Here is a 19,637-nt window from a genome sequence, read left to right as displayed (position 1 = left end):
ACCCTGGTCGTCGTGCTCCGAGTCGTCCCCGCAACCGTCCTCGGCGTGGCCGCGCTCCTGGCCCTCGCCGGCTGTGGCGCCCACGACTCCACCGGCCAGGTGTCGGTCACGGTGTCGTCGAACGCCGCCGACCACCCCTACGAGGTCAAGGTGTTCGCCTCGACCGGCAAGCTCTCCGAGCACCAGCGGGTGTTCCCGGGCGGAACGGCCGACTTCGCGGGTGTTCCCCTCGGCCAGGTCACGGTCCGCGCCGGCGACCTCTGCCCGCAGACGACCAAGGTGTCCGACGGCACGGTCGCGACGGTCACCCTGACCACGACCGGCTGCTGACGCCGCCCGCCACCACGACGGACCGCTGACCCAGCCCGTCACCCCGACGGGCCGCTGACCCTGCCCGTCACCCCGACGACGAGCCGCCGACCCTGCCCGTCACCCCGACGACGGACCGCCGACCCCCTCCGCGACCAGGTGCTCGACCCGCGGCTCGCCGGCGACCTCGCGCACCGACTGCAGGGTCCGCGCGTCGTCCCCGGTCTGCCGGACCTCGTGCTGGTCGACGTGCTCCTGCCACGACCCCACCCGGAACGCCTCGACCCAGGCGTCCGGCCCGGACGCCTGGTCCCGGTACAGGTTCCAGTCACGGGCACCGGTCCGCCGCCGGCTCCGCCCGAGCCGTCCGGCGCGCGCCCGGAACTCGTCGACCGCGTCCGCCGGGACCGTCCAGTGCAGCAGCACGAGGGTCTCCCCCGTCGCCGCGCCGTGGTCGTCCGGCGCGAACACCTCGTCGCCGAACGGCATCGGCGTCACGGCGCGCTGCCGGTCGGTGAGCACCGGGAACCCGGACACGAGCAGCAGCGCGGCGCTGAGCGCGGTGACGACACCGGCTCCGGCGAGCACCCCCGTCACCCCGAGCGGCGTGGCGACGGCACCGGCGAGCGCCGCACCGATGGCGGTGCAGCCGAAGAGCACGAGCTGGTAGGCGGCGAGCCCGCGGGTCCGGACCCAGGCGGGCAGGAACGCCTGCACGGTGCCGTTCAGCGTCGTCACCACGGCGATCCAGGCCACCCCGCCGACCAGCAGCGCGACGAGCACGACCGGCAGCACGGGGACGAGCGCGACGACCGCGGTGCAGACGCCGAACACCACCGAGGCGACCCCGACCGTGCGGCCGATGCCGAGCCGCGCGCGGACCGCCGGCATCAGGAACGCCCCGCCGACCGACCCGGTGCCGACTGCGGCGAGCAGCAGTCCGTACCCACCGGAGGACAGGCCGAGCGGGCCGTCGGCGACGAGTGGCAGGAGCGCCCACAGCGCGTTCGCGGGCACCATGAAGACGGCGAGCTGCACGAGCAGCCGGCGGACGACCGCCGCATGCAGGACGTACCGCAGCCCGGCGCGGGTGGCGTCGATGAACGGTTCGGCCCGCGTCTCGGGGCGCTGGTACCCGCGCCAGGCGACGAGCACCACCAGGAAGAGCGCGAACGACAGCGCGTTGGCGGCGAACACGAACGGCACGCCGAGCTGCGCGATCACCACCCCGGCGAGCGCCGGTCCGATCGCCCGGGCGACGTTGACGCCGACGGAGCTGAGCGCCGCGGCGTCGGTGATCGCGGCGCGCGGCACGATCTCGGGCACGAGCGTCTGGTACGCGGGCAGCTGGAGCGCCGAGGCGGTACCGAGCAGGAACGTGACGGTGAGCAGGAGCGCCGGGGTCATGTCGCCGGTCGCGGTGAGCACGGTCATCACGACGCCGACGACCACCTGGAACGCCTGCACGCCGATGAGCAGCCGCCGCCGGTCGACGAACTCGCCGATCACCCCGGCGGGGATCCCGACGAGCAGCACCGGCAGGCTCGACGCGGTCTGCACGAGGGCGACGACGACGGGTGCGGCGTGCTCGTCGACGAGCAGCCACTGCGCGCCGACGGTCTGCATCCAGCTGCCGATGTTGCTCACGAGCACCGCGATCCACAGGGCGCGGAAGACCGGGATCGCGAGCGGCGCCAGGGCGCCGCCGCGGGGTGCGGGGGTGGTGCGTTCCGTGGTCACGTCGCCTCCTGGGGTGGAACGGGGACATCCTGGAGGCGCGGTGCGCGTCGGGCGCACGCCGCGCCTCCAGGGGTGGTCGCGTCAGGCGGCGGCGTCGGTCGCGCTGGTCGCGGCGACGGCGCGCTCGATGACGTCGGCGACGTCCTTCGGGTGGGTCTGCATGACGAGGTGCGGGGCGGCGAGCTCGGTCACGTCGGTGATGCCGGCGCGGGAGTAGCCGAAGCGCTCGACCTCGGGGTTGATGGTGTGGTCGTCGGACGAGACGATCGCCCACGCGGGCGTGGTCTTCCACGCGGCGGCGGAGGCCGGTTCACCGAAGGCGGCGCCGGACAGCGGGCGCTGCGAGACCGCCAGGACCTCGGCGACGCGCGGGTCGACCCCGGCGGCGAAGACCTGCGGGAACGCGTCGATCGCGACGGAGACGTCGGTGCCGTCCTCGGCGCCGGCGACCGGGTACGGCGTGTACACCAGGTTCGCGGCGAGGTCCGAGTCGGGGAACCCGCCCTGCAGCTGCCCGAGGCTCTCGCCGACCTCGAGCACGTAGCCGGAGACGTAGACGAGTCCGACGACGTTCTCGGCTTCGCCGGCGACGGTGATCACGGCGCCGCCGTACGAGTGCCCGGCGAGGACGACCGGCCCGTCGACGTGCTCGGCGACGGCGCGGATCGAGGCGGCGTCCTCGGCGAGGCTGCGGTTGTAGACCGGCGGGACGAGGACCGTGTGGCCGCGGTCGAGCAGCTCGCGGGTGACGGGCGCCCAGCTGGCGGAGTCGGCGAACGCGCCGTGGACGAGGACGATGGTGGGTGCAGCCATTGCGGGTCTCCTTCGTGACGAACGTCGGGTTGTGCAGGACCGGGGGTCCCGGCGTCGTCACGCTAGGGCTGCGGGCGCGGGGCGGTCGTGTCCCTGTCGTTGCCCGTCACCCCGACGACAGCGCGCCTCGGCGGCCCCGGGTGCGGCGCACGGTGCTCTCCGACGGCCGGACACACCGTGCCGGGGTCCCTCTGCGGGGCGGAGGCACGGCGACGGGGTCCCCGACGGGGTCCCCTTCTCCCCCCTGCTCCACTGCCCGGCCGGTTAGCGTGATCGCATGGAACACGAGGACGGCACGACGACGACGTCGGCCCAGGACTTCGTGGACGCGCTCGCCGAACCGGTCGTGGTCTTCGACCGCCACCTGGACGTCGTGGCAACGAACCGGCTCGCCGGCGCCCTGTCCGCGTCCCTCACCGTCGGCACGAACCTGGCGCGGTTCACCTTCCTGAACCCCTGGGTCGAGGACTCGGTCGACGGCTGGGAGGCCGAGGCGCACCGCACCGCCGCGATGCTCCGGGATTCGCTGGACGAGCACGACGCCGACGACCGGTTCCAGGAGCTGCTGGGCGAGCTGATGGCGCGGAGCACGACGTTCGCGACCGAGTGGGCCGGCGGCGCGGTGCGGCCGGCTCGACGCGGGGAGTCGACGTTCGAGAACCCGCTGGTGGGCCGGATCGACCTGCGGTGGGAGCAGCTGCGTCGGCTGGAGGACCCCGAGCACGTGCTCGTGGTGTGGACGGCAGCGGACGAGGAGTCCGCCGCGCGGCTCACGACGCTCCGGGGACTGCTCGACGAGGACGCGACGACCGCCTGACCGGGAGCGCGGCGACCGCAGCGACCGCAGCGACCGCCTCGCTACCCCACCGCGGTCTCGCCCGCGACCGGCTGCCGGCGGGCGGTGCCCTGCTGCACCTGCGCGGCGAGGTACGCGACGGCCGCAGCTGCGGGGGTGCCGGGGTCGGCCCAGAAGGTCACGAGCACGTGCGAGCTGCCCGGGATCGCGAGGTTCTGCCAGCGGAACTCGACCCACCCGATCGGGTCGATCCAGTGCCGCGAGACCCCGGTGCGCTGCACGGCGACGTCGTGCCGAGCCCAGATGCGGGCGAAGTCCGGGTCCTGCAGGGTCAGGGTGCCGACGATCTCCTGCAGCCGGGGGTCCTCGGGTTCGGCGTGCAGCCGGAGCGCGGCGACGACCCGGTGTGCGGTGCGGTCCCACTCGGCCGCGTGCTGCCGGGACGCCTCGGAGAACATCTGCAGGACGAGGTTCGCGCCGGGCTCCATGTACCCGGGGCCGAGGGCGCTCGCCAGGGCGTTGGACAGGATGATGTCCTGGTTGCGGTCCATCACGAACGCCGGGGTGTGCGACCACTGCGCCAGCAGCGACCGGACCGAGTCGTCGAGCCCCGGCGGCACGACCCCCTCGGGGCGGCGGCGTTCGGCGTGTGCGAGGCGGCGCAGGTAGTCGACGGCCTCGTGGTCGAGCCGCAGTGCGCGGCCGAGCGCCACGAGCACCTGGTCGGACGGCTGGTGGTCACGGCCGCGTTCGAGCCGCAGGTAGTACTCGGGGCTGATGCCCGCGAGCCGTGCGACCTCTTCGCGGCGCAGGCCGTCCACTCGTCGTCCGGGCTCGCGGGTGAGGCCGACGTCCTCGGGCTGGACGAGTGCCCGACGGGCGCGGAGGTACTGCCCCAGTTCGGACCGTCGCGCATCCACGCGAGCAGGATAGCCGGAATCCGCAAAGAACGCGAGAACTACCGTTCTCCGGGTGTGCCGCTCCGCGCGATGGTCTGGTGCGGCTGCTCCCCGAACCGCTCCCGGTAGTACGCCGCGAACCGCCCCAGGTGGGTGAACCGCCACCGCCGCGCGACCTGACTGACGAGCAGCGCGCGGGAACCCGGCCGCCCCAGCTCCAGGTGCACCCGGTCGAGACGGACCTCGCGTAGGTACTGCATGGGGGTGACGCCGAGACGACGGCGGAACAGGTCCTGCAGCCCGCGCTCGCTCAGGTCGCAGGCCGCTGCGACGTCCGCCACCGTCAGCGTCCGGTCGGCGTGGTCGTGCACGAAGCCGATCGCCCGCCGCATCCGGTCCGCGACGTCCGATCGCGACCTGGCGAAGGTCGACAGGACGACGGTCGCGATCCGCCGGTTCAGGGCCGCACGGTCGTCGGCGGGCAGGCCGGGGTCGAGGATGCGCCCGGAGGCCTCGCGCAGCAGTGCCCGCAGCGGTTCGAGTGCGGGATCGGCCGCGTCCGGCTGCCCGAACACCGAGGACTCCCCCGTGTCGCCGAGCAGCGACGGTGACAGGTGCAGCAGCGTCGTGGCGGTCGCGTCGGTCTCGAAGCCGTACGCGACGGACGCCGACAGCATCATCGGCCGCTCGGCACCGACCTCCCAGTGCTCGCCGTCGTCGGCGGTCAGCCTGGCCCGGCCGTCGGCGAGCCAGAACACGACGTGGTCGGGCCGCGGACCGATCGTCCCCGACCGCTTGCCCGGTGTCGCGATCCGGTGGATCGACAGGTCGTCGTCCCCGCCGGTCTCGTAGCCGAAGCCCTCGTCGCCCGCGGTCACGGCGTCGGGACCCGGTCCCACTCGTCGCCGTACCGGGACAGCACCGACCACCGCGAGACGGGCCAGGTGGTCACGAAGGCGCGTCCCACGACGTCGTCGACCGGCACGGTGCCGTGCACGCGCGAGTCGGCGGAGTCGTAGCGGTTGTCGCCCATCACCCAGATGCGCCCCTTCGGCACGGTGATCTCGAAGTTCTTCCCGGCGACACGGTCCGATCCGCGTTCGAGCACGACGTAGGGCTCGTCCACCGCGTGCCCGTTCACCGACAGGCGGCCCCGGGCGTCGCAGCACGACACCGTGTCACCCGGCAGGCCGATGACCCGCTTGATCAGGTCGTCGCCCTGGCCCATGCCGAGCCAGCCGCCCGGGTCCTGGAACACCACGACGTCACCGCGCTGCAGCGGCACCACCCCGGGCACGAGCTCGTTGACGAGCACCCGGTCCCCGACGAGCAGCGTGTTCTGCATCGAGGCCGAGGGGATGTAGAAGGAACGGACCAGGTACGCCTTCACCAGGAAGGACGCCAACAGCGCCACGACGACGATGATGACGAGGTCGCGCAGGAACCGCAGACCGCCGCGCTTCGGCTCGCTCTCGGGCGCGGGTTCGGCGTGCGGTCCGGCGTCGGCGTGCGTGTCGCTCAATGCGTCAACACCACCTTGACGAGGCCGATCACGCACGCCACGGCGGCCAGCACGATGCCGCCCCACAACCCGAGGAACGTGGGCTGCTTCCCACTGAACCGCTGCATGAACACGCCCACCAGCCCGATGCGCACGACCAGGATCACGGTCGCCGCGACCTGTGCCCACTCCGCCGGCAGCCACCCGATCCAGGCAGCCGCGTAGAGGACCGCCGGGATCATGCCCGAGGTCGCGATCGGGTTGGCGTTCCGGACGATCGTCGCGACCGAGTCGCGGCGGGCAGCGCGGTCCGCAGCGGACTCCTCGCCGTCGTCGCCGAGCCCGTGTGCGACCAGGTGTGCGAGCACGTGCGCCAGGTAGGTCAGCACCGCGGTCGCCAGGACGGTCGCCACCGCGGCGCCGTGGTGGATCTGCTCCGGGTTCACCGCGATCGCGACGGCGAGCACCGTGATGTTGCCGTAGATGTACGACGACATCCGGTCGCGGACGTGCTCGAGCGGCAGGTCGCGGGGGTCCGGGCGACCGCCGCGGGGTCCCCGCCCCGGTCGGGAGGGCCGTCGTGTGCGTGGCATCCGTCCATCTTGGCCCCCGCGGTCGGCCGTCCGCCGACAGGACACCGGGTGCGATGGTCACACGGGTGGCCGGTTCCGGCAGACTGGGTGCCGATCGGTGCGACGGAGCGCCGGACAGGAGGCACGCATGACGTCCGCACGACCACTCGCCCTGGTGACCGGGGTGGGCCGCAGAGCCGGCATCGGCGCAGCGCTCGCCACCCGGCTGGCGACCGACGGCTGGGACCTCGCCATCTCGTGGTGGGGACCCTACGACGACCGCGTGAGCGGCGGGGCGGACCCGGACGGGGTCGAGTCGGTGGTGCAGGAGTGCGAGGCGGCGGGAGCACGGGTGACGCGCCTCCCGGTCGACCTGGAGGACCCGGAGCAGGCGGCCGCGCTCGTCGGCCGCGCCGAGACGGAAGCCGGCGCCCCCGTCACCGCCCTCGTCATGTCGCACTGCGAGTCCGTCGACTCCGACTTCCGCACCACCACGGTCGAGTCGTGGGACCGCCACTTCGCCGTGAACGCCCGCGCACCGTTCCTGCTCGTGCAGGCCTACGCGGCCGGGCTCGAGCGTGCCGGGGACGCCGCACCGAGGGACCGCCGCCGGATCGTCGCGCTGACGAGCGACCACATCGCGTACAACCTGCCGTACGGGGCGTCGAAGGGCGCACTCGACCGGATCGTGTTCGGCGCCGCGAAGGAGCTCGGCAGCCTCGGCGTCAGCGCCAACGTGGTGAACCCGGGCCCGAACGACACCGGCTGGATGTCCGACGAGGTCAAGGGGTGGGCTGTCGAGGGCACCCCGCTCGGCCGGCTCGGACGCCCGTCGGACACCGCCGCGCTCGTCGGGTTCCTCTGCTCGGAGCAGGGCGCCTGGGTGAACGGGCAGCTGCTGAAGTCGGACGGCGGGATCTCGAACAGCGCCTAGGGCACCGAGTTTGGTTGACGCGTCATCGAATTGGTTGACGCGTCAACCAAACGGGCGCACACTGGGTGCATGCAAACGCACGAACTGCTCGCCGCCGACACCGGGATGGGCGCCGTCACGCTCCGCGTCGCCGACCTCGACGCGATGATCCGGTACTACCGCGACGGCGTGCGGCTGTCGCTGCTCTCCCACGACGGCGGCGTCGCCGTGCTCGGCCGGGGCAGCACGCCGATCGTGGTCCTCGAGCACGCCCCCGCGATGCGGCACGCCGGCCCCCGCGAGGCCGGGCTGTTCCACACGGCGATCCTGTTCGACACCCGCGCCGACCTGGCCGCCGCGCTCTACTCGGTCGCCACGCAGTACCCGGCGGGCTTCACCGGCAGCGCCGACCACCTGGTGAGCAACGCGTTCTACTTCACCGACCCCGAGGGCAACGGCGTCGAGCTGTACTGGGACCGTGACCGCACCGAGTGGTCGTGGACGCACGGCATGGTCGACATGGACACGAAGTACGTCGACCCGAACGCGTTCCTGCAGTCCCACCTGACGCAGGAGGCCCTGGACACCGCCGCGGCACGCCCGGGCAAGGTCGGCCACGTGCACCTGTCCGTCGGCGACGTCGCCACCGCACGCTCCTTCTACGTGGACACCCTCGGCTTCGAGACCACCGCCGGCTTCGGCGAGGCACTGTTCGTCAGCGCCGGCGGCTACCACCACCACATGGCGATGAACACCTGGAACTCCCGCGGCGCCGGGCGGCGACAGCTCGCACTCGGCCTGGGGCTCGTGCGCATCGAGGTCCCCGCCGCCGACGACCTCGGTGCCCTGACCGAGCGCATACGGCACGGCGGCGTGGAGCTCGCCGACGACGGCCGGACCGTGGCGTTCGACGACCCCTGGGCGAACCGCATCGAGGTGACCACGCCCGGTCGCGGGTAACGCGTCGCGACACTTCGCGCTGACCGACACCCCACGCACGCCCGGACCCGCGAGGTGTCGCGCAGCGCGAAACCTCACCACACCGGCCGCCGGACCGGCAGGATGGACCCGTGACTGACGACATCCGGTGGGAGGTGGTCGAGGAGAGCACGCTGTCGCTCCCCGACCACGAAGCGATCGCGGCGCTGCTCGGGCAGGCCTTCCCCGACTGGTCGCACTGGTACGTGGGCGGCCGGAGCTGGTCCGGCATGCAGCCGGAACGCCGGGTGCTCGCGCACGACGCCGACGGGGTCGTCCTGGCCCACGTCGGCATCCGCCGCATGTACATCTCCGTCGGCGGGCAGGATCTCCTGGTCGGCGACACCGGCCTGGTCGCCGTGTCGCCCCGACTGCAGGGCACCGGCGTCGGCCGCGAGCTGATGACCCGCACCGCGGCGGTCCTCGAGGGACTCCGCGTCCCCTTCGGGTTCCTCGGCGCGGGCGAAGACCGCATCCCCTTCTACGCGAAGCTCGGCTGGCACGAGTTCCCCGAGGCCGTCGGCACCTTCTCGGCGTTCACCGCCGAGGGCGCGGGCGTCAGCAACACCGAGCAGGGCGGCTGGATGGCGCTGCCGGTGGCAGCGCAGCTCGAGGATTGGCCGGACGGCCCGATCTGGCTGAACGGCCAGCAGGTCTAGACACAACGACCGACGGACAGGAGGCCCGGTACCAGCTGGTACCGGGCCTCCTGTCCGTCAGGTCGTCCAGCGGGGCTTACGCCTCGACCGCGACCTTCTCCGGGTCCTCGTTGGAGCCCGGCGCGCTCGGCGCGACCGCGGCGCGCACGCGCGCACCCAGGTCGGCGTCGACGTTCGTCCAGTAGGCGAACACGCGCTCGCGCAGGTCGTCGCGCGTCACCTTCGAGACGTGGCCAGCGATGTTGCCGACCAGGCGCTCACGGGCGGCGTCGTCCAGGACCTCGCGGACGAGCGTGCCGGCCTGGCCGAAGTCGTCGTCCTCCGGGTGCAGGGTCGCGGCGGAACGCTGCAGCGCACCGTCGGACTCCCAGCCCGGGGCGTCGTCGGTCGCGTTCGGGTCGGCGTGCGCACCACCGAGCGAGTTCGGCGCGTACACCGGCACCTCGGACTTCTGGAAGTCGAAGCGCATGCCGCCGTCCTTCGAGTACGAGTGGACCTCGTTCTTCGGGGCGTTCACCGGCAGCTGCGCGTGGTTCGTGCCGACGCGGTAGCGGTGTGCGTCCGCGTAGCTGAAGATGCGCGCCAGGAGCATCTTGTCCGGGCTCGCCGCGATGCCGGGCACGAAGTTCGAGGGGGCGAAGGTCGCCTGCTCGATCTGCGCGAAGTAGTTCTCCGGGTTGCGGTTGAGCTCCATCGTGCCGACCTCGATGAGCGGGTAGTCCGCGTGCGGCCACACCTTCGTCAGGTCGAACGGGTTGAAGCGGTAGGTCGCGGCGTCCTCGTAGGGCATGACCTGCACCTTGAGGGTCCAGCGCGGGAAGTCCTGACGCTCGATCGCGGCGTGCAGGTCACGGATGTGGAAGTCCGCGTCCTCGCCGGCGATGCGGTCTGCGTCCTCCTGCGTCAGGGTCTTGTGGCCCTGCTCGGTGATGAAGTGGTACTTCACCCAGAAGCGCTCGCCTGCGGCATTGATCCACTGGTAGGTGTGCGAACCGAAGCCGTCCATCTCGCGCCAGCTCGCCGGCAGGCCGCGGTCGCCCATCAGCCACGTGACCTGGTGCGCCGACTCGGGCGACAGGGTCCAGAAGTCCCACTGCATGTCGTGGTCGCGCAGGTGCGAACCCGGCAGGCGCTTCTGCGAGCGGATGAAGTCGGGGAACTTGATGCCGTCGCGGATGAAGAACACCGGGGTGTTGTTGCCGACGAGGTCGTAGTTGCCCTCTTCGGTGTAGAACTTCAGCGCGAAGCCGCGGGGGTCACGCCAGGTGTCGGGGGAACCCTGCTCACCGGCGACGCTCGAGAACCGGGCGAGCATCTCGGTGGTCTGCCCGGGCTGCAGGAACGCGGCACGGGTGAAGCGCGAGACGTCGTGCGTGACGGTGAAGGTACCGAAGGCACCGCCGCCCTTGGCGTGCACGACCCGCTCCGGGACGCGCTCGCGGTTGAACTGGGCGAGCTTCTCGACCAGGTAGTGGTCGTGCAGCGCGAGTGGGCCGTCGGCCCCGACGCCCATCGAGTGCTCGTCGCTCGAGACGGGGGCGCCGCTGTTGGTCGTGGTGGTCGGGGTGCCGGTCGGCGTGTTCTGGTCGGACACGGTTCCTCCTGGAGGTGGGACGTTGGTTCGGTCAGGGGTGCTCGGGTGGTTCGGGGTCCGGCGCGTCGTGCGGCCGGTGCGGTGGGCGGTCGCCGTCAGGCGGGCGTGGGGGCGCTGGGTGCCTGCGCGCTCGCGTCGGGCGCGTCTGGGGCGTCGCGCTCTGCGTCGTCGCGCTCTGCGTCGTCGCGCTCTGCGTCGTCGCGCTCTGCCGCTGCGCAGCGTTCGCAGATGCCCCAGTAGGTGACCTCGGCGGTGGTGACCGCGAAGCCGTGGGTCTCGGACGGCGTCAGGCAGGGCGAGTGGCCGACCGCACAGTCGACGTCCTCGATCGCGCCGCACAGGGTGCAGACGATGTGGTGGTGGTTGTCACCGGTGCGGCGCTCGTACCGGGCAGGGCTGCCGGCGGGTTCGATGCGGCGGACGAGCCCGACGCCGGTCAGGGCGTTCAGCACGCCGTAGACGGCCTGGTGACTGGTGGTCGGCAGCTCCACGGCGAGCGCGGTGACGATGTCGTCCGCGGTGGCGTGCGGCATCGAGTCCGTCGCGCGGAGCACCGCGAGTCGTGGGGTCGTGACCCGGAGCCCCGAGGAACGGAGCAGATCGGCGTCGGCGTCCATGCTGAGCCTTTCTTTTGCAGGAATCAAGACAACGCGTTCACTGTACACGAGCTTCTGCTGCCGACCAGCGATGACCCACATGCCGCTACCGGAATACGAAGTGTCACGATCCGGTCGCGATCAGCTGGGACGACACTGGACCGACCGTTCCGCACGCTAACGTCCGGACATGTCCACGAGCCAGGGTCTGCCTGAACAGGCGAACAGCACCGCGGACGTCCGGGGGATCATCGCGAAGCGGGACCTGGTCGTCGACCTCATCCGGACGGCCTGCGTCGTCCTCGTCGTCATCGTGCACGTCACGATGGTCGGCGTCGCTGCCGATGACCAGGGGGTGCGGGTCACGAGCCCGCTGCAGGAACTCCCCTGGTACGTCGCCGCCACCTGGGTCGGGCAGGTGATGCCGCTGTTCTTCGTGGTCGGCGGGTTCGCGAGCGCCGTCGGCTGGCGCAGCACCGTCGCCCGTGGCGCGCCGAGCCCCGCCCGCGACTACGTGGCCACCCGCCTGGTGCGGCTGTTCCGGCCCGCGGTACCGCTGTTCGTGTTCCTCGCGCTCGGGCTCGGGGTCGCCACGGCCGCTGGAACGCCGCCGGAGCTCCTGGCCGAGGTCGCGTTCGGCATCGGTTCGCCCCTCTGGTTCCTGGCCGCCTACGGCATCACCCAGTGCTGCGTGCCCGTGATGATGCGCCTGCACGAGCGAGCACCGTGGGCCACCCTTGCCGTGCTGCTCGTGCTCGCCGGGGCGGTGGACGCCGTCCGTCTGGCCACCGGGGTCGCCGAGGTCGGGCTGCTGAACCTGGGCCCGGTGTGGCTCTTCGCGCAGCAGCTCGGCTTCCTGTGGGCCGACGGCTGGTTCGCTCGCCGGTCGAAGGTGCTCCTGCTCGGCATCGCCGTCGCCGCGTACGCCGTGCTCGTGCCGATGACCTCGGTCGGGCTCTGGGCACCGGACATGCTGCAGGACCTCAACCCGCCGATGCTCCCGCTGGCGTTCCTGGCGATCGCGCAGGCCTGCCTGGTCCAGCTCGTGCACGCTCCGCTCACCAGGCTCATGCGCACGCGGGCCGCACTCGGGGCCGTGTTCGTCCTCGGCCGCGACGGCATGACCATCTACCTGTGGCACCTGCCGCTGTTCATCGCGCTGAACGGCGTCGCCCTGCTCGTCGGGGTGCCGTTCCCGGCGCCGGGCTCCGGTCCGTGGTGGGCGTCGCGCATCGTCGCACTCGTGGTGGTGCTCGCCGTCGCGATCGGGGTGGCCAGGGCCCTGCGCTGGTTCGACCGGCCGCTCCCCCGGCTGCTGCCGTCGGCCGACCGTCCGTCGTGGCCGGTCGTCGCGTTCGCCGCGCTCTGCACGATCGGCCCGGCGTTCCTCGTGATGCAGCTGCACCTGTCGTTCGGCGTCGCGCTCGTCGGTGCCGTGGCCGTGCCGGTGGGCGTCTGGCTGCTGTCGCGGACCGTTCCGGCACGCGGGGTCGCCCGGATCTGAACCGGTTCTCACCGACGCGGGGCCACGACGGACCCCCGCCGGACGTCGGGCGGACGGAGGATGGTTCCGGCGGCGCGAAGGACGAGTTCGCCTGATCCCCAGGAGGCTCCCCACGCCGTCGACACCCGAGTTCTGGAGCACCTGGCGGTTCGATCCACTGGCGGCGGTGCTCCTCGTCGTCGCCGCGGTCGCCTACGGCCGGTGGGTCGTCGGCGCGGCTCGACGGGGTGCCCGGTGGCCGTGGTGGCGCACGCTCGCCTTCGCCACGGCGCTCGTGCTGTTCGGCGTCCTGCAGTTCGGCATCGTCGGCGTCGACGACGAGCGGTTGCGCTGGGCCTTCGTCCTGCGGGCCGCCCTGCTGTTCTTCGCGGTCCCCACCTTCGCCGCGCTCGGTGCGCCCGTCGCACTGCTCCGGATCGGAGGCCCGGCTCGCCTCGCGCAGGTCGCCGACGCGGTCATGGGGTCACGTCCGGTGCGCCTGCTCGGCAACGCGATCGTCGCGCCGCTGGTCGCGCTCGCGCTGTTCGCCGTCCTGCTCACCCCGTTCTCGGCGGTGATCCGGGAGTCCCCCGCATGGGCCGCCGTCATCACCGTGGCCGTGCCGGCGCTCGGGTTCGGCCTGCTCGCACCGCTGTCCGAGGTCGGCGTGCTCGTCTCGTCGACGTTCGCCACGGCCGAGTTCCTGCTGGCGTTCGTCGAGCTCGTCGTCGACGCGGTGCCCGGCATCGTGCTGCGGATCACGAACCACGTGCTCGACGGGTCCCTCGTGCCCGTGGTCGGGCGGGCCTGGTACCCGTCGCCGCTGCAGGACCAGCACCTGGCGGGCGACCTGCTGTGGTTCATCGCCGAGGTGGCAGACATCCCCGTGCTCGTCGCCCTGTTCATCCGGTGGCAGCGGACCGACCGCCGCGAGGCCCGGGCCGTCGACGCCCTGACCGACGAACAGATGGACGAGCTGACCCGAGCGCACCTGCAGCGCCGCGGCTGAGCGTCGGGAGGTCCCTCGTCCTGCTTCGTGAGCAGCAATGGTCGGGTACCCGAAGGCGACCCGACCATTCCTGCTCACGAAGTGCGCTCGTGCCCTACTTCGACGGGGCCCCCGCGGGCTCGGCGTCGGGCTGCGTGGTCACCGAGCCGGTCTGCTGCCAGGCGACGGTCTGCTTCGGCTTCGCCAGGAACAGCGCCGCGACGATGGCCACGATGAGCACGATCGCCGGCAGGTAGAGCGACTCACCCATGGCCTTGGAGAACGGCTCGAGCAGGAAGCCCGGCAGTGCGCCGACCTGCTGCTCCGCGCCACCGGCCGTGGCCCCACCGGACGACGCCGGGAAGTTCGCCGTGATCCGGGCCTCCATCAGGGCGGCGATGCCGGCGGAACCGAGCACGGCACCGATCTGGCGCGTGGTGTTGTAGACACCCGAGCCGGCACCGGCCAGCTTCGGCGGCAGGTTGCGTGTCGCCGAGACGGACAGCGGTCCCCACATGCAGGCGTTGGCGAGGCCGAGGAGCGCGCTCGGCAGGAGCACCCAGCCCCACTCGGCACCGCTCGACAGCAGGGCGCCGAACCAGAACAGGCCGACCGAGAAGCAGGCGAGCCCGAACGAGGCGACCCAGCGCGGGTTCCAGCGGTTCAGGTTCTTGCCGACGATCGGCGCGAGTGCGGCGGACAGCACGGCCTGCGGCACGAGGAGCAGTGCGGCCTGGGTCGGCGAGAAGCGCAGGACGTCCTGGGCCCACAGCATGATCGGCAGCGCGAACGAGGCGATCGCGACACCGACGGCGGTGATGGCGACGTTGGCCAGCGTGAAGTTGCGGTCCTTGAACAGGCCGAGCGGCAGCAGCGGCTCGCCCTTCTGCACGCCCTGCCAGACGACGAAGCCGGCGAGCACCACGAGGCCGACGATGATGAGCGACCACACCGAGATCGGTCCCGCGATGACGCCCCAGTCGTAGGTCTCGCCTTCCTGGATGCCGAAGACGAGCAGGAACAGGCCCGCTGCCGACAGGAAGATGCCGAGGTAGTCGAAGCGGTGTCCGTGACGCTCGAACGACGGCACGAAGCGCTGCGCGAGCACGAACGCCACGACACCGACGGGGACGTTCACGAAGAAGATCCACTCCCAGCCGAAGCCGTCGACGAGCAGGCCGCCCACGATCGGGCCGACGAGCGACGCGACACCGGCGACGGCGCCCCAGAGGCCCATGGCCGCGCCGCGGTTCTGCGGCGGGAAGATGCGCGTGATGACCGACATGGTCTGCGGGCTCATCATCGCGGCGCCGAGGCCCTGCACGACGCGGGCGACGATCAGCACCTCGATCGAGCCGGCCAGGCCGCACCACAGGCTGGCGAGCGTGAAGACCACGAGGCCGATCTGGTACATGACCTTCGGGCCGAAGCGGTCGCCGAGCCGGCCGGTGATGAGCAGCGGCACGGCGTAGGCGAGCAGGTAGGCGCTCGTCACCCAGATCACGGAGTTGATGTCCGCGTCGAGCTTCTGGGCGATGGTGGGGGTGGCGACCGACACGATGGTCGAGTCGACGAGGATCATGAAGAACCCGACGACGAGTGCCCACAGGGCAGGCCACGGCTTCTTCTCGGTCGTCCGCGGAGGCGTGACGGTGGTCATCGAGTGGTTTCCTTGCTGTTCGTGGTGGTGTCTGCGGACGCGACGGAGGCGTCCCAGGAGATGTGGCCGGCGGCGATCCGGTCGGCCGTGGCGGCGAGCCACTCGATCTGCGTCGTGAGCATGGCACGCACGTACGACACGTCGAGCCAGTACCGCTCGGGCAGGTCCTTCGCACGGACGACCCCGAGGATCTCGTCCGCCTCGTCGCGCTGGGCCCGGAGTGCGACGGCCCGCGCCCGGAGGGCGGACTCAGCCTCGTCGACCGACAGGTTCTCGATCTCGGCGACGGCCAGGTGGAAGACGGGGTACTCCTCGGCCGGTTCGGCGATCAGCCGGACGAGCCCGTCGTGCAGGGCCGTCCACCCGTCGTCCGTGATGGCGTAGGTGGTGCGTTCCGGACGGTTGCCCGCCCGGTCGGTCCCGACGACCTCGGCAAGGCCGAGCTCCACCAGGCGGCCGACCTGGTGGTACAGGGTGCCGGGCCGGACCTTGACGTTCCGGCCGTCCCGGCGGTGCGTCATCGTCTGGAACATCTCGTAGGGATGCGTCGGCCCCTCGGCCAGGAGCCCGAGCGCGGCGAACGCGAGTGGCGTGAGCGACGGCACACGTGCCTCCAGTCCGCTTGTTCGTTGTTGACTATTCGGCTTGGAATATACGCGTTGGAACAGACGTGAGCAAACGCACAGCAAGGACCCGCCTGGAGGCCCGGGGCCGTCCCGGCGTGTCGCGCGCGCCCCGTAGACTGGTCGCGTCCCCCCACCCCTGAAGTGCTGGAGAGAACACGTGCCAACGATCGTCGTCGAGGTCATGCCCAAGGCCGAGATCCTCGACCCCCAGGGGAAGGCCGTGGGCAACGCCCTGGCCCGCCTCGGCAAGGCCGACCTGACCAACGTCCGCATCGGCAAGCGCTTCGAGGTGACCGTCGACGGCCCCGTCGACGACGCCAAGCTCGCCGAGGTCCGTGACATCGCGGCCGACGTCTTCTCGAACGCGGTCATCGAGGACGTCGTGTCCGTGACCGTCGAAGGCCAGTGACCCGGATGCGCATCGGCGTCATCACGTTCCCCGGCTCGCTCGACGACCGCGACGCCCAGCGCGCCGTCCGTCTCGCCGGCGCCGACCCCGTCGCCCTGTGGCACGGCGACCACGACCTGCAGGGCGTCGACGCCATCGTGCTGCCCGGTGGGTTCTCGTACGGCGACTACCTGCGTGCCGGCGCGATCGCCGCGAAGGCCCCGATCATGGCCGAGGTCATCGACGCCGCCGGCAAGGGCATGCCCGTGCTCGGCATCTGCAACGGTTTCCAGATGCTGGCCGAGGCCCGTCTGGTCCCCGGCGCGCACACCCGCAACGCGCACCAGCAGTTCATCCGCCGCGACCAGAAGCTCCGCGTCGAGACCACCGCGACGGCCTGGACCTCCGGCTTCAGCGCCCAGCAGGAGATCACCATCCCGCTGAAGAACGCCGATGGCCGCTTCGTCGCGGACGCCGACACCATCAAGCGCATCGAGGACAACGGCCAGGTCGTGTTCCGCTACGTCGGTGTGAACCCGAACGGCTCCATCGACGACATCGCCGGCGTCTCGAACGAGCGCGGCAACGTCGTCGGCCTGATGCCGCACCCCGAGCACGCGACCGAGGCCGGCTTCGGCCCGGACACCCCCGCTGCGATGGCCTCGGGCACCGACGGCCTGACCTTCTTCACCTCCGTGATCGAGCACGCGCTCGTCAAGTGACAGGGAACAACGACACCGTGACGACACCCGTTCGCCCGAAGCCCGACACCGTGCAGGACGCGGCAGCCACCCCCGACAAGGAGCAGCCGTACGACGCGCTGGGCCTGAAGCCGGACGAGTACGCCCGCATCAAGGAGATCCTCGGCCGCCGCCCCACCTCGGGCGAGCTGGCGATGTACTCGGTGATGTGGAGCGAGCACTGCTCCTACAAGTCCTCGAAGAACTACCTCCGTCAGTTCGGCAAGAAGGTCACGCCGGAGATGACGAAGAACCTGATGGTCGGCATGGGCGAGAACGCCGGTGTCGTCGACGTCGGCAACGGCTGGGCGGTGACCTTCAAGGTCGAGTCGCACAACCACCCGTCCTACGTCGAGCCGTACCAGGGCGCGGCCACCGGTGTCGGCGGCATCGTCCGCGACATCATCTCGATGGGCGCCCGCCCCGTCGCCGTGATGGACCAGCTCCGCTTCGGTGCGATCGACCACGAGGACACCGCACGCGTCGTGCACGGCGTCGTCGGTGGCATCTCGTTCTACGGCAACTGCCTCGGCCTGCCGAACATCGGCGGCGAGACCTACTTCGACCCGGTGTACCAGGGCAACCCGCTGGTCAACGCCCTCGCGGTCGGCGTGCTCCGCCACGAGGACCTGCACCTGGCGAACGCGTCCGGTGCCGGCAACAAGGTCGTCCTGTTCGGTGCCCGCACCGGCGGCGACGGCATCGGCGGCGCGTCGATCCTGGCGTCCGACACCTTCACCGAGGGTGGCCCGACCAAGCGTCCGGCCGTGCAGGTCGGCGACCCCTTCGCCGAGAAGGTCCTGATCGAGTGCTGCCTCGAGCTGTTCCAGAAGGACCTGGTCGAGGGCATCCAGGACCTCGGCGCCGCGGGCATCTCCTGCGCCACCTCGGAGCTCGCGAGCAACGGTGACGGCGGCATGCACATCTCGCTCGACGACGTCCTGCTCCGCGACCCCACGCTCACCGCCGAAGAGATCCTGATGTCGGAGAGCCAGGAGCGCATGATGGCGGTCGTCCGCCCCGACAAGCTCGACGAGTTCCTGAGCGTCGTCGGCAAGTGGGAGGTCGAGACCAGCGTGCTGGGCGAGGTCACCGGCACCGGCCGACTCGTCATCGACTGGCAGGGCCAGGAGATCGTGAACGTCGACCCGCGCACCGTCGCCGTCGACGGCCCGGTCTACGACCGCCCGGTCGCCTACCCGACCTGGATCGACGCGCTGCAGGCCGACACCGCCGCCTCGCTCGACCGACCCGCTGACGGCCCCGCGCTGAAGGCACAGTTCCTCAGCCTGCTCGGTTCGCCGAACCTGGCGTCGAAGAACTGGGTCACGAACCAGTACGACACCTACGTGCTCGGCAACACCGCGCTGTCCTTCCCCGACGACGGCGGCATGATCCGCGTCGACGAGGAAACGGGGCTCGGTGTCGCCATCGCCACCGACGCGAACGGACGCTACTGCCAGCTCGACCCGAAGCAGGGTGCACGCCTGGCCCTGGCCGAGGCCTACCGCAACGTCGCCGTCACCGGTGCCGTCCCCGCCGCCGTCACCGACTGCCTGAACTTCGGCTCCCCCGAGAACCCCGAGGTCATGTGGCAGTTCTCCGAGGCGGTCGAGGGCCTGGCCGACGGCTGCATGGAGCTCGGCATCCCGGTCACCGGCGGCAACGTGTCGTTCTACAACCAGACCGGCTCGACCCCCATCCACCCGACGCCCGTCGTCGGCGTGCTCGGCATCATCGACGACGTCGCCAAGCGCGTGCCGTCGGGGTGGCAGGACGACGGCCACAACATCTACCTGCTCGGCACCACGAGCCTCGAGCTCGACGGCTCCGCGTGGGCCGGCACCGTGCACGGACACCTGGGCGGGCGTCCGCCGGCGGTCGACCTCGAGCGCGAGAAGGCCCTCGCCGAGCTGCTGTACGCGGCGTCCGGCGAGCAGCTGCTCACCAGCGCGCACGACCTGGCGGACGGCGGCCTCGGCCAGTCCCTCGCCGAGTCGGTGCTCCGCTTCGGCATCGGCGCCCGCGTGGTCCTCGACGAGCTCGAGACCCGCGACGGCATCGACACCGCGACGGCCCTGTTCTCCGAGTCGACCGGTCGCGTCATCGTGACCGTCCGCCGCGAGGACGACGTGCGGTTCCAGGGCATGTGCGACGGCCGGGGCTTCCCGGTGCTGCGCATCGGCGTGACCGACGCGACGTCGACCACGCTCGAGGTCCAGGGCGCGTTCGAGGCCACGGTCGACGAACTGCGCGGCACCCACGCCGCGACGCTGCCGGCCCGCTTCGGCGACGTGATCGTCGAGGACGTCACCGAGGGGTACGTCGGCCGCGGGCCGCTCGACTCCGACGGTGCCTTCTCGCCGCGCACCGACGCCTAGG

The 19,637-nt window shown here is 71.8% G+C and carries 20 protein-coding genes; 10 read left to right on the top strand and 10 right to left on the bottom strand.

Annotated elements, in window-relative coordinates; genetic code table 11:
- Positions 1-12: 12 nt before the first annotated feature.
- Positions 13-330, top strand: coding sequence for a hypothetical protein (locus ABRP24_RS07020; protein WP_027465033.1), 318 nt, complete (start codon positions 13-15; stop codon positions 328-330).
- A gap of 99 nt (positions 331-429) precedes the next feature.
- Here the strand turns inward: ABRP24_RS07020 and ABRP24_RS07015 are convergent, their stop codons facing one another.
- On the bottom strand, positions 430-2,049 hold the full coding sequence (locus ABRP24_RS07015; RefSeq protein ID WP_349847061.1) for an MFS transporter: 1,620 nt from the start codon (positions 2,047-2,049) through the stop codon (positions 430-432).
- Positions 2,050-2,130: 81 nt separating this feature from the next.
- Positions 2,131-2,862, bottom strand: coding sequence for an alpha/beta fold hydrolase (locus ABRP24_RS07010; protein WP_071248357.1), 732 nt, complete (start codon positions 2,860-2,862; stop codon positions 2,131-2,133).
- Between the two features lie 277 nt (positions 2,863-3,139).
- On the opposite strand from ABRP24_RS07010, the gene ABRP24_RS07005 reads away from it, so the two are divergent.
- Positions 3,140-3,679, top strand: a complete 540-nt coding sequence (locus ABRP24_RS07005; RefSeq protein WP_349847062.1) for a hypothetical protein — start codon at positions 3,140-3,142, stop codon at positions 3,677-3,679.
- A gap of 41 nt (positions 3,680-3,720) precedes the next feature.
- Here ABRP24_RS07005 and ABRP24_RS07000 read toward each other — a convergent pair whose 3' ends face one another.
- Genes ABRP24_RS07000 through ABRP24_RS06985 form a run of 4 tightly spaced genes read right to left on the bottom strand, consistent with a single transcriptional unit; the run spans position 3,721 to position 6,651 of the window.
- Positions 3,721-4,578, bottom strand: coding sequence for a helix-turn-helix domain-containing protein (locus ABRP24_RS07000; RefSeq protein WP_259475510.1), 858 nt, complete (start codon positions 4,576-4,578; stop codon positions 3,721-3,723).
- A 38-nt stretch (positions 4,579-4,616) separates the two neighbouring features.
- Positions 4,617-5,456: a helix-turn-helix transcriptional regulator gene (locus ABRP24_RS06995; protein ID WP_349847064.1), complete on the bottom strand. Its 840-nt coding sequence runs from the start codon at positions 5,454-5,456 to the stop codon at positions 4,617-4,619.
- The gene (lepB, locus tag ABRP24_RS06990; RefSeq protein ID WP_301625409.1) at positions 5,432-6,079 is read right to left on the bottom strand and encodes a signal peptidase I; all 648 of its coding nucleotides are present in this window, start codon (positions 6,077-6,079) and stop codon (positions 5,432-5,434) included. The genes ABRP24_RS06995 and lepB overlap by 25 nt, the downstream gene beginning before the upstream one ends.
- Entirely contained in the window at positions 6,076-6,651 is a 576-nt protein-coding gene (locus ABRP24_RS06985; RefSeq protein ID WP_349847066.1) for a hypothetical protein, read from the bottom strand. The genes lepB and ABRP24_RS06985 overlap by 4 nt, the downstream gene beginning before the upstream one ends.
- 127 nt (positions 6,652-6,778) lie before the next feature.
- Here ABRP24_RS06985 and ABRP24_RS06980 point away from each other — a divergent pair, with 127 nt between their 5' ends.
- The 3 genes from ABRP24_RS06980 to ABRP24_RS06970 all read left to right on the top strand — a co-directional run bounded on the left by ABRP24_RS06980 (position 6,779) and on the right by ABRP24_RS06970 (position 9,180).
- The gene (locus ABRP24_RS06980) at positions 6,779-7,564 is read left to right on the top strand and encodes an SDR family oxidoreductase (protein ID WP_259588641.1); all 786 of its coding nucleotides are present in this window, start codon (positions 6,779-6,781) and stop codon (positions 7,562-7,564) included.
- 69 nt (positions 7,565-7,633) lie between these two features.
- On the top strand, positions 7,634-8,503 hold the full coding sequence (locus ABRP24_RS06975) for a VOC family protein (RefSeq protein WP_349847068.1): 870 nt from the start codon (positions 7,634-7,636) through the stop codon (positions 8,501-8,503).
- A 110-nt stretch (positions 8,504-8,613) separates the two neighbouring features.
- Positions 8,614-9,180, top strand: a complete 567-nt coding sequence (locus tag ABRP24_RS06970; RefSeq protein ID WP_214521518.1) for a GNAT family N-acetyltransferase — start codon at positions 8,614-8,616, stop codon at positions 9,178-9,180.
- A gap of 76 nt (positions 9,181-9,256) precedes the next feature.
- Here the strand turns inward: ABRP24_RS06970 and ABRP24_RS06965 are convergent, their stop codons facing one another.
- Positions 9,257-10,774 (bottom strand): catalase, encoded by a 1,518-nt coding sequence (locus tag ABRP24_RS06965; protein WP_111056827.1) that lies wholly within the window; start codon positions 10,772-10,774, stop codon positions 9,257-9,259.
- A gap of 95 nt (positions 10,775-10,869) precedes the next feature.
- A complete protein-coding gene (locus tag ABRP24_RS06960) occupies positions 10,870-11,391 on the bottom strand; it encodes a Fur family transcriptional regulator (protein ID WP_250899105.1) in 522 nt (173 codons plus the stop codon).
- Positions 11,392-11,560: 169 nt separating this feature from the next.
- On the opposite strand from ABRP24_RS06960, the gene ABRP24_RS06955 reads away from it, so the two are divergent.
- Entirely contained in the window at positions 11,561-12,874 is a 1,314-nt protein-coding gene (locus ABRP24_RS06955; RefSeq protein ID WP_214560056.1) for an acyltransferase, read from the top strand.
- A 166-nt stretch (positions 12,875-13,040) separates the two neighbouring features.
- Positions 13,041-13,862 (top strand): cytochrome c oxidase assembly protein, encoded by an 822-nt coding sequence (locus ABRP24_RS06950; RefSeq protein WP_138802560.1) that lies wholly within the window; start codon positions 13,041-13,043, stop codon positions 13,860-13,862.
- A gap of 94 nt (positions 13,863-13,956) precedes the next feature.
- Here ABRP24_RS06950 and ABRP24_RS06945 read toward each other — a convergent pair whose 3' ends face one another.
- The gene (locus tag ABRP24_RS06945; protein ID WP_027465025.1) at positions 13,957-15,501 is read right to left on the bottom strand and encodes a DHA2 family efflux MFS transporter permease subunit; all 1,545 of its coding nucleotides are present in this window, start codon (positions 15,499-15,501) and stop codon (positions 13,957-13,959) included.
- Positions 15,498-16,106: a PadR family transcriptional regulator gene (locus ABRP24_RS06940; protein ID WP_051596619.1), complete on the bottom strand. Its 609-nt coding sequence runs from the start codon at positions 16,104-16,106 to the stop codon at positions 15,498-15,500. The genes ABRP24_RS06945 and ABRP24_RS06940 overlap by 4 nt, the downstream gene beginning before the upstream one ends.
- A gap of 178 nt (positions 16,107-16,284) precedes the next feature.
- On the opposite strand from ABRP24_RS06940, the gene purS reads away from it, so the two are divergent.
- Genes purS through purL form a run of 3 tightly spaced genes read left to right on the top strand, consistent with a single transcriptional unit; the run spans position 16,285 to position 19,636 of the window.
- Positions 16,285-16,536, top strand: a complete 252-nt coding sequence (gene purS / locus ABRP24_RS06935; RefSeq protein WP_017886272.1) for a phosphoribosylformylglycinamidine synthase subunit PurS — start codon at positions 16,285-16,287, stop codon at positions 16,534-16,536.
- Positions 16,537-16,541: 5 nt separating this feature from the next.
- Positions 16,542-17,237: a phosphoribosylformylglycinamidine synthase subunit PurQ gene (gene purQ, locus ABRP24_RS06930; protein ID WP_027465024.1), complete on the top strand. Its 696-nt coding sequence runs from the start codon at positions 16,542-16,544 to the stop codon at positions 17,235-17,237.
- 17 nt (positions 17,238-17,254) lie between these two features.
- Entirely contained in the window at positions 17,255-19,636 is a 2,382-nt protein-coding gene (purL, locus tag ABRP24_RS06925) for a phosphoribosylformylglycinamidine synthase subunit PurL (protein WP_349847075.1), read from the top strand.
- Position 19,637 lies beyond the last annotated feature (1 nt).

The sequence above is a fragment of the Curtobacterium sp. WHRI 8282 genome, from assembly GCF_040223925.2.
GTDB lineage: Bacteria > Actinomycetota > Actinomycetes > Actinomycetales > Microbacteriaceae > Curtobacterium > Curtobacterium flaccumfaciens.
The sequence above is the reverse complement of the archived record's forward strand: the minus strand, read 5'-3'. Positions and strand labels throughout refer to the sequence as shown.